The sequence below is a fragment of the Rhodopirellula sp. UBA1907 genome (assembly GCF_002337565.1).
In the GTDB taxonomy this organism is placed as follows: Bacteria; Planctomycetota; Planctomycetia; order Pirellulales; family Pirellulaceae; genus Rhodopirellula; species Rhodopirellula europaea.
Genome location: NZ_DDGH01000101.1, coordinates 191,705 through 201,869, shown reverse-complemented (window position 1 = coordinate 201,869; position 10,165 = coordinate 191,705). Strand labels below are relative to the sequence as shown.

The 10,165-nt window shown below is 55.9% G+C and carries 5 protein-coding genes and 1 pseudogene; 2 read left to right on the top strand and 4 right to left on the bottom strand.

From position 1 onward, the window contains the following. Positions 1-1,181 (top strand): ABC transporter permease (locus B2R17_RS25700; RefSeq protein WP_286766249.1); only part of this gene is annotated, 1,181 nt, incomplete at its 5' end. 83 nt (positions 1,182-1,264) lie between these two features. Further along, positions 1,265-1,828, top strand: a pseudogene (locus B2R17_RS25695) (ABC transporter ATP-binding protein); the annotation flags it as partial. Positions 1,829-2,454: 626 nt separating this feature from the next. On the opposite strand, the gene B2R17_RS25690 reads toward B2R17_RS25695, so the two are convergent. From B2R17_RS25690 to B2R17_RS25675, 4 genes are all read right to left on the bottom strand, one after another. Continuing rightward, on the bottom strand, positions 2,455-4,839 hold the full coding sequence (locus B2R17_RS25690) for a multiheme c-type cytochrome (RefSeq protein ID WP_339887356.1): 2,385 nt from the start codon (positions 4,837-4,839) through the stop codon (positions 2,455-2,457). A gap of 29 nt (positions 4,840-4,868) precedes the next feature. Further along, a complete protein-coding gene (locus tag B2R17_RS25685) occupies positions 4,869-6,131 on the bottom strand; it encodes a DUF1573 domain-containing protein (protein ID WP_286766247.1) in 1,263 nt (420 codons plus the stop codon). Positions 6,132-6,222: 91 nt separating this feature from the next. Then, the gene (locus B2R17_RS25680) at positions 6,223-8,838 is read right to left on the bottom strand and encodes an O-antigen ligase family protein (protein WP_414707401.1); all 2,616 of its coding nucleotides are present in this window, start codon (positions 8,836-8,838) and stop codon (positions 6,223-6,225) included. Then, the gene (locus B2R17_RS25675) at positions 8,835-10,040 is read right to left on the bottom strand and encodes an MraY family glycosyltransferase (RefSeq protein WP_008660693.1); all 1,206 of its coding nucleotides are present in this window, start codon (positions 10,038-10,040) and stop codon (positions 8,835-8,837) included. Before B2R17_RS25675 ends, B2R17_RS25680 begins: the two co-directional genes overlap by 4 nt. Positions 10,041-10,165: the final 125 nt, after the last annotated feature.

The following is a 10,165-nucleotide window of genomic DNA, read 5'->3' as shown; positions in this document are numbered from 1 at the left end:
CCTTCGATTTGCGAGAAGACGGCTACGAGGAATCACGCGAAGGATTTCCTCACTCGGGTTGGAAATATCGTCGCGATCACGCTCGCATGGAAAAAGCATGGGAAGCCGAACGCAAACGCATCGCCGAATTGAGCCGAGAAGCGGCGCGTCTGGCCAGCGGCAAACCTCAAAAAGACTCGCCCGAAATGGTTGAATCCGACGGACCGACGATTGGCTTTGGCGGACCTACGCTCGGGACCGTTCTGCCCGAAGGAATTCGAGAAGAAGGTGCTGGCGAATCGCCCGTTTACTTCGATGCAGAAACCGACCAATACCCTGGTATCATCTTGGGAATCGCGACTTGCAGCAACAAGTCACGAGACGCCGAAGGCAACGTTCGCGATCACTATTATTGCCGCCCCGGCGACGATGTTCGTTTGATGTTCCCGAATGCCTCTGACAAACCCAAGGTTGTCAACCAAAAGTTCACCGTGGTCGATTTGTACGAATCGGGCATGAGCGAATACGACAGCACCTTCGCTTTCGTACGCCTGGATCAACTGCAAGATTTCCGCGGCATGATCGATCCAATCTCTGGCACAACCAGCGTCACGACCATCCAATTGAAACTGATCGAAGGAGCGGACCTAAACGCCGTTCGCGATGCACTGCGTCAACGCTTTCCACCGGACACCTACGCCTACAGCATTCAAACTTGGCGAGACATGCAAGGCCCATTGCTGGCCGCCGTTCGCCTGGAAACAACCATCCTGAACATTCTGTTGTTCCTGATCATCGCGGTCGCGGGCTTCGGCATTCTGGCCACGTTCTTCATGATTGTCGTGGAAAAGACTCGCGACATTGGAACGCTGAAAGCACTCGGTGCCAGTGGCAGCGGCGTGATGAGCATTTTCCTCAGCTACGGTTTGTTGCTGGGAATCGTCGGCAGTGGAGTCGGTTTGATTGGCGGAATCGCATTCGTCCACAACATCAATGACATCGCCTCGGTGATTGAAAAGATCACCGGCCAAGAAGTCTTTGACCCGACCGTTTATTACTTCACCGAGATTCCCACGATCCTCAATCCATTCACACTGGCGTGGGTGATGGCTGGTGCAATCGCGATCGCAACCACCGCCAGTGTTCTGCCCGCGATCCGTGCGGCTCGCATGCATCCTGTCGCGGCCCTCCGCTTCGAGTGATCAACGCCGTTGATTCCAACTGCCGATCAATCATCCCCTTGAACGCTCTCCCCATTTCCCTCCTTCGACCAACGAATTGATCCATGCATTCCTCGCCTGAACTGCTGCTGGAAGCCCGTGGAATTCGCAAGAGTTACCACAAGGACAAAATCGAATTGCCGATTCTTCGTGGCATCGATGTTGGCTTTGTGACCGGTGAAATGTCGGCCCTCGTCGGACGCAGCGGAAGCGGCAAGAGCACGTTGATGCACTTGCTTGCAACGCTCGACCAACCCGACTCGGGTGAGGTGTGGTTCGACGGAGCTCGCATCGACAACCAAAGCCGTGCCCGTCGGGACCACTATCGCAACTCACAGATCGGAATCATCTTTCAGTTCTATCACCTGCTGCCGGAACTGTCCGCGATCGAAAACGTGTTGGCTCCCGCCATGATTCGCCGCAGCGTTCTGGGTTACCTTCGCGATCGCAAGTCATTGCGACTTCGCGCCGAAGCGATGCTGGACCGAGTCGGATTGCTCACTCGAAGCCATCACCAACCATCCGAGATGTCGGGCGGCGAGATGCAACGCGTGGCGATCGCGAGGTCGCTGATGTCCGACCCGAAGTTGTTGCTAGCCGATGAACCGACCGGAAATCTGGATACAGAAACAGGAGCAACCATCCTAAGTCTGCTTCGCGAATTGAACCGAGAAGATGAGTTGACGATCGTGATGATCACCCATGATGATTCGATCGCCGAGACCGCTGATCGCTGCTACCGAATGTGCGACGGCTTGTTGGAAGACAACGCCTCGGACGCAGCGAAGAACAGCCGATCCAATTCAGCCAAGCTAGAAACCGTCGCCGCCTAACCAACCAATCGTATCTCGATCGCCATCCGCGTAGGCCAGGTCTCACCTGGCAACCAGCCAATGCTTTGGCACAAAGCGAGGCGTGATCCAAGCACCATCACAACAGCAACCTTCCCCGGCGAAGAACAAACGCCAGGTGGAACCTGGCCTACGAGCTGGCAAATCCGGCCGCCACCAAAATCAGAACCCGAACGCGTCAGCGAGGGACCACACTAACACATCTTGGCAAATCCAGTTGCCAAGCGAGGTAGGCCAGGTCTCACCTGGCACCCAGCCGATGCTTTGGAACAAAGCGAGGCGTGATCCAAGCACCATCACAACAGCAACCTTCCCCGGCGAAGAATAAATGCCAGGTAGAACCTGGCCTACGAGGTTTGCAGCAGGGGAATGCTTGCAATCGCTCTGGTCTTCTTACTCGACGATCAGTCGAGACCGTAGTGCTCGATCTCTGCCCAGTAATCATCGAACGCGCCATCGGCGTGGAAGTCAGGACTGTTGTCCAAATCGTGGCACTTCATGCAGGCTTCGCGGGCCTCATCGAGCGGTAACTTCATCGCTTCCCGCAAACGAGCCTTCTCTTCATCGCTGACACCACTGTCGGCTTCTTCGGCTTTCGTATGTGCCGCACCAGGACCATGGCAGTTTTCGCAACCGTTGCCGTGCAAGTGCGAACTGACTTCCAAGCCCAAGTACCCGGAGACATAAGGGTAATAGCCTTGCGGGTTCCAGCCGGTCACGTGGCAAGAGATGCACTCGGGGTCGAAGTGACGCGAAACGTCTCCCCGTTCACCCGGATTAACCAGGTGCTCAGTCGCCTCGAAGTGAGCGGATCCTTCCCAGATATCGTACGCGGTCGTGTGACATTTGCCGCAGGCTTCCGCACCGACAAATTGCTCACCCGATGGATGTTGTATGGGTTTAAGGCCCAAGTTATCAAACCCCAAATCCCGCAGTTGGAACTGGTAATCCTTCATCAACGCTCGCATTTCAGGAGCGTCTTCAAACTCATGAGTCAGCGGGACACGGGCGTAGCGAATGGGGCCATCGGGATACAACCCAACCAATCCAGCGTACATGCCCTTGTCGCCAGTCAAAATCGCCTTCGTCTTGGAGCCTTCAATTGACTGCGGTTGATAGGTTGGCTCGCCATATCCGCCCGCAATCACGATCAAGTCAAAACCGGGAACGGTTCGAACCAACTCATACGCCGTCTTCTCTTCGCCGTAGAATGTCAGAACGGTGTAGTCAGGGTTCTCTTTCTGAATTTCAGCCAAGGCTTCTTTGGCCGAGTCGACCGGAGCGACCAACTGGATGTCGTCGCTGAGTTTGGTTTCCAGCGAGTCGGGATCCAAAATTGTGGTGACTCCCAACGTCATGCCGCCTTTGCGAACAACACGATGCGATGGCATCAACGAACGATCAAATGGGATCACATTGGCCGAGACATAGATCGCTTCTTCCGGATCTCCAGGCGATGCTTCCTGGATCAAATCATTCACGCTCAATCGAACGTCGTCGGGGCCGAGACCCACGGAGACGTAATCCATTTTGCGGAGAGCTTCGAGCGAACGGTGAAACTTGATCTCGGATTGGCGGCCATAACGACGGACCAAATTGCCGGCGTCGATGGGAGCCATCTCCCAACCTTTTTCTCGCAGCTGTTTCAGAAAAGTCATTCGGCGGGCAACGCCGCCCTTTTGGTTTTCGAGACCCGTGCAACCACATGGCTCGATGTAACCATGTTGTTGGCCGGTTACAAAAAGGGTCAGCGACGGCTGAGGCCAAGTCTTGTAGTCTTCTGGTTCTTGACCTCCGCCAACGGATTCAGCATCAATCAAGGTATCGATGATTGGGGAATTGGGCCCCGTCAATTGAAAAGCAGCATCCGACTCTGCCGGCAAACTCAATCGCTCAGCGGCCGAACCTTCCGCATCGCTGACCGGGCGTTTGGCAATCATCTTCTCAGGCGAAATCAAATCGATCGGCGATCCGGATAGATCAGCCGCACCGGCATCGGTTTGGCGTGCCGCGTTGGGACCAGCCGCTTTCGCAGCAGCCGAGCGATGATTCTCGGGCATTCCCAAGGGAGTTGGGACGATCTCCGCTTCGATCTCTTTTCGTGCCACGGGCGTTGGGACAATTTCGACCTTCCCCAAATCCGAGGCCGATTTCTCCGTCAGAGCGTCTTCGCTGGTATCGATTTGGCTGATGTCGATTTCACCATCGAACTTGCCCGGCTTTTCTTTCTTTGGCGTTTGAGGCTCTTCCGCGGGAAAGATCTCCTCGGTTTCGACCGTCCACGTCAATTCGCGATCAACGACATGACTGGAATGCTCGGCCGATTCGGGTGCCTCGCCGAATGAGTCCAGCGAAGCGGAAGTCGCGAAGGAGAGCGGTTGATTTCTCGCGAAACGCCAATCATCCGATGGCAGTTGGACGCGCCCCTGATAGTCCGCAACTGCATCAACCGCGACCGGTTTGACCGCCACCAATTCGGGCGGCGACAACGATTTGATCTCATCGTTTTCAAATTTTTCCGCCACCGGGAGCTGGGGATTGCACCCCGACAAGGTGAGCGCAGACGCCCCCAGAATGGCCAGTATGCATGACCATCGAGAACGTTTTACAGAAGCCATTGCTCTCGCACCAAACTGGGTCGACAAACAGCGAAAATGGGTGCGTAGCGAATTCATCCGGGCCTGATCAACGGCGTTGAAAGAGCTTCTTTCCGACATTTCGCGTTCAACGCACAAGGGACCACGATCGTCATGGATTTTTTGATTCGATCGCAGCGACGACATCGTCATGGTCCCCTTGGTTACGCGACCCGTTTATCTTAACGCGCCGGCAGCGAAAATTTCAGGCGTAATTTCATGGAAGGCACGTTGGGGTTATCGGACATAATCGTCACCAATCCATAGTCTTCTCGGTTCATACCCAATCGATCGATTTTTTCGTCACCAGGAGTCAGAGTGAATTCGAGGCTGTACAACGACATCGAACCATTCTGGATCGGATCGTTCAGTTGAGCTGACACGACACCTTCGGGAGAAACCTTGCCGATGGACAGCTTGGTCTTGTCGCGTTCAGGGCCCTTCAAGACGACAAAGGCTTTCGCCGTTTGAGGCTCATTCTCGGTGATCTTTCCGAAGTCGTAGATGTACCCCCCACCGGTGACGCCTTTGAGCTTGGTGCTTTCAAGCATGCTCAGCACACCAACGATTCGGCCGGTCACCGCTGCGACGATTGTGGTGGCCTTGTCGGAGTCGCCATCCACACTGACATCCGCATCGTTCGACACGCTCTCTTCACCAACCTTGTTGAACGGCATCACCATATTTTGACTGACCGGACCTTGATCCAACCCGGGAGCAATGGTGGCTTTGACCAAGAACGCCTGGGTCGCTTCCGCGTGTTCGGCGTCGTCCTCTTCGATTTCCATCGGGGTGACTTCGAATTCCGCCAGCTCGTTCATCTCGTCGCTGGTGAATCGTGGTTGTCCCAACTCAATTTCCTCGCCCATGTAGCTGTAAACCTTCAGCTCCAGATCGATGGGTTCGCCCGAGGCAACCTCTTTGAACGTCAACGTCTCAGGTACCAATTGAACTTGGCGAACGACTTTGCCGGTGATTTCGAACCGGATCGCAACCTGAGTGGGATCGTTGGTCCGAAGTTCAGCTGATTGGCCAAACGTGGTCTCGTTGGTTTTCACCGTCCAAGCCATTTTGACTTCAGTTTCTTCGCCGGGTGCAAGACTTTCGTTTTCCAGCGTTCCGACGGTGCATTTGCAGGTCGACGCCCCGATTTTCAGTGTCAGAGGTGCATCGCCGACATTTTTGACGCGGAAGATATGCTCGCCCTCTTCGTCGGGCTGCATGATTCCGAAATCGTGCTCGTTTCCATCGGGCAATTCAACTTTCGGAATGTCCTCGCTCCACTCCTTCTTCAGAGACGCCATCGCATTGGCGGCCGTGGTTTCGCCCTCAAAATCGATGGGTCCAAAGTGAGGCTCGTAACGGCCGTAGCTGGATTCATTGATGTTGTAAGCAATCGCGGCACCGATTCCGGCAACGATCAAACAGACGAGAAACGTTTTCATGGCAAAACGACGACGAGAAAAGAAAAATCAAGAATCACCGCTGGAGTACGCCCAGTACCTGCAAACGGTTCATCGCAAAGCATTTCCGCCATTACAGACGCAATGAGTCCATCGCTTCCTCAGCCGACTGCCGAACAGGTTGCCGGATGGCGGACGATCCGATCGGCCGAACAACCAAGACAAACTGCAACGACAATTTCCGCGTGACCACGCCGCCGGATTCCGACAACACCACGGCTTTTTCGGCCAATTCTCGCACAGCTTCTGCTGATTCGCCCTCCGTCTCCGCAATCACGGCCCGCTGCGCCGCAACTCCCTGATGTTGGGGACTAAGCAGTTGGCAGCGGTCGTAGATCCGGCCGGCCTGGGCGAGAACCTCGGTTTCGCCGCCGATCTGGTATCGGTGAAGCATCAATTCCCCGATCGCCTGCAATTTGGACGGATCATTTCCAGCTCGTTGGATTGCGTCGGCCAAAGCATCCTTGAATCGCGGTTCCATATCCGTCGCCGAGCGATTCGCGACGACACGCTGCACCCAATCTTGTTCCATCGCATGCAATCGAAACATCGCGGGATCAAACGCATGCGGATCCGCCAACATCGCTCGCTCGCACAATTTCTTTACCCCGACCAGATTCCCTCGACGAATCTGAAGATCCGCGTCCGCCATCCATTGTTTGGATTCAGTGACTGGCCGATACGAAACCATCCACAAGCCGACCGCGGCTACCCCAGCCATGGCCGCGATCACGGCGGTCTCCGTGACTTTGCCGGATGCAACATTCGTCACTTTTGCCGCTGAACAATGAGGCGGCGTTGTGGCAGGGGACAAAACAATGGCGGCCAACGTCCACAGCACCACCGCGATTCCCGGAACCGTCCAACCACCGGAAAAGCTGAGATGCAACAATCCCGCCGCCAACACAAACCAAGCGATCCGGCGAACGTCCCAACGGAATGCTCGGGTCGTTTCGCCATGCGTCACTTCCGACTCAGCTTCGACCGTCACGCTCGCATTGGACATCTTGAACCACCACAGCCAACCGACCGCACAAGCCAGCGGAATCGCGATCAAGTGAGCGTCGAAATCAGGCAACTGTTGGTTCCCAATCCCCACGCCCCAAACGGCCAACCAACCCAGGAAGGCTCCCATTGGGATACACCAACCAGCCACGCCCAACTGCGATCGAGGTGCAGCAGCCTTCTCTGACGACTCACCAAGCGACGATGCATCGGCGGGACATTCCGCTCTCCAGATCATCCATCCCCCGACGACCAACAAAGCGACGAGCAAAATCCCCGCGGGCAGTCCACCCGCCCCAAAAGTCTCCGCAACAAAGTGGTGAGGGTCCGCGATGATTTCATGCGACTCGGGCAATCGAAATTGATGATACGCCTGCTGATAGTTCCCCGGTCCCGATCCGGTCCAAGGTGAATACTCGACCAGCCGCCAAGTCGCGTCCCAATACTGAAAACGATATCGCACCGACTCCGGCAACGCCGCAATCCAGCCGGTTCCAAACCAACCTCGAGACGCCAAAGGCAAGGCAGCAAACACCGCTGAGATCGCCAGCAATGACGCGGTGACCACTCGTCGCCCGAACGCATTGACCCAAACGAAGTCAACTAAAACGCATCCGCCAACGATCAACACCGACAACACGCCAGCGCGACTCTGTGTTTCCTTCAGCGCCAACGTCAAAACCGTGGCGGCCAAAGCCAAACCGGCCAACACCACCACATGTTGGTTTGACGATGCATCACGTTCATGTTTCGATAAATCATCCTCGCGTTCACCGGCAGGACTCTCGCGTCCAACAGCACTTTGCCAAAACCGCAACTTCGCAACAGCACCAGGAAAAGCCTCTCCGAAGACTCGAAGCAGCACAGCGATCACAACGACCAAGGCCATCGCCAGCAATCCCGCCAGAGTATTGGCCAACGCAAATGTTGCCGTTGGCCCACCATCCCGGAGACGGTTTTCAAAGATCATCCGAGCGTTGGAACCTTCCGGTGCGTTGATACCGACTTCGGCCAAGACACGCTCGGGGTCCGCGTTGTATTCACGCAAAGTTTGTGGCATGGAAACATGCACTTGATGCAGGGCGTGCGTGGCCAGCAAGACTCCTCCGACAACCATCAAACCCAGCAAAGCAAACTGGTTCACGCGATCTCGCAAACAACGCCGCAAGACCACAAACCAAACCGCGCCGACGATCCAAACCCAAGCTTCGTTGCTGGCCGATCGCCAGTCGCCACCAATCCCCCAAGCCTCACCACCGAAACCGGAAGGCACATACAACTGCGAGATAGCCGAGCATCCGATCCACGCCGCCAGAAGCCAGACAATCACATCGACGAGCAAACCAAATTTTCGATTTGCGGATTCTTGCAATTGATATTCGCGATCGCCAGAAATGATCGACCGGCCGACTCTTAAACACTGCACCGTCGCCACGATCAGCAGTGCCGACAAACACCACCCCAGGGCTCCTCCCTGTTCAACATCCGTCGAGTCAGACGGATGGTAGAACGCCCACATCATCAACGCCGCAAACGCCGCCAAAACAACCGACGTCATCCCGCCGGATCCGGAAGCGACGAACGGAGATCCCTTGGAAACGGACTTGGAATCATCGACCGAATCCACCGTTGATTCCCGGTTGAGTGATTGCTTAGCCGTGCCGGGCCTGCGTTTGCGATTCACTTGTCCGGCCGCCGCCACTGCGTGGATTCCAAGATGCCCACCAGCGTCAATAAACACATCACGATTCCCAGCACCGCGATCGCTTGCCAAACGCCAACATGAGTCAGCAGCAAAGCCGAAAGACCACAGGTCGCGGTGATCAAATGGATGGTTGCCACCGCTCCGGTTCGCGAAAGGCCAAGATCGACCAACCGATGGGACAAGTGACTGTGGTCGCCTTGGAATGGACTGCGGCCCTGTCGAATGCGAATCCAAATCACCGTCGTCATGTCATACAGCGGAACCGCCATCGCACACAAAGGTGCCAGCACCGCGTGCGGACGACTGCCAACCCATCCCGATGCCGTTCCATCACCCGAATCACCAGCGGCAAAGGTTGCCATCAGCATGCCGACCGCGATCAAGAACCCAACCAGATAACTGCCACCGTCACCCATGAAGATTTTCGCTGGCGGGCGGTTGTGGAAAAGAAAACCGATCAATGCTCCGGCGACCACCAACAACAACGACGCAACTAACAACTGAGGCCGGTCGGTCCCCGGGTCAGGAATGGTGAGCATCACCAAAGCCATGGAGAACGCGATGATGGCGGCCACTCCCGACGACAGCGTGTCCATGTTGTCGAGCATGTTGAACGAGTTGATCACGGCGACGATCCAGACAACCGACAACAACTTGGTCAGCAATCCGCCGTCGATGAACAACGACAATTCAATGTTCAATCCCCAGACGATCGCCGCTGCGATTCCAAACTGAACCCCCAAACGAAATCCAACGGGCAATCCGAATCGGTCGTCCGCCAATCCCAAAGCGACCAAAATGGTTCCCGCCAAAATCAACCACCACACATCGCCGCAGCGGGACCAAACACCGGGAGCATGCAGCATCGCCGCGTCCCACCATCCCGCTGGCACAATCGACGGCGATGTCAGATTGCGAAGCGACGTGATCCAAGCCGGCACCGACTCGGGGTCGCTGAGCAACGCCGCCGCCAAAGTGGCGAGCGCGATCGTCATCAGGATTCCAAAGTAAATCCCCAAACCGCCACCCAGCGGCGTCGGCACGGTGTGGCTGCTGTGGCCACCCGGACGATCCAGCAATCCGAGTTGCGCGGCAAATTTCCGGATCGGGAACAGAATCAACCAACTGAACAATGCCGCCAATCCTGCGGCCAAAAGCACGAGTCCGATCGTTGCCGACATGAAATCTCGCGCAATTCAGAAAATGGTGAAACGATAGAAAAGCAAAACGGTGCTACGCCGAAAACGCCAAATGGTTCGATGCCGCCAGACGCTCTAGGACCAACAATTTGAACGGCGAATTCCGC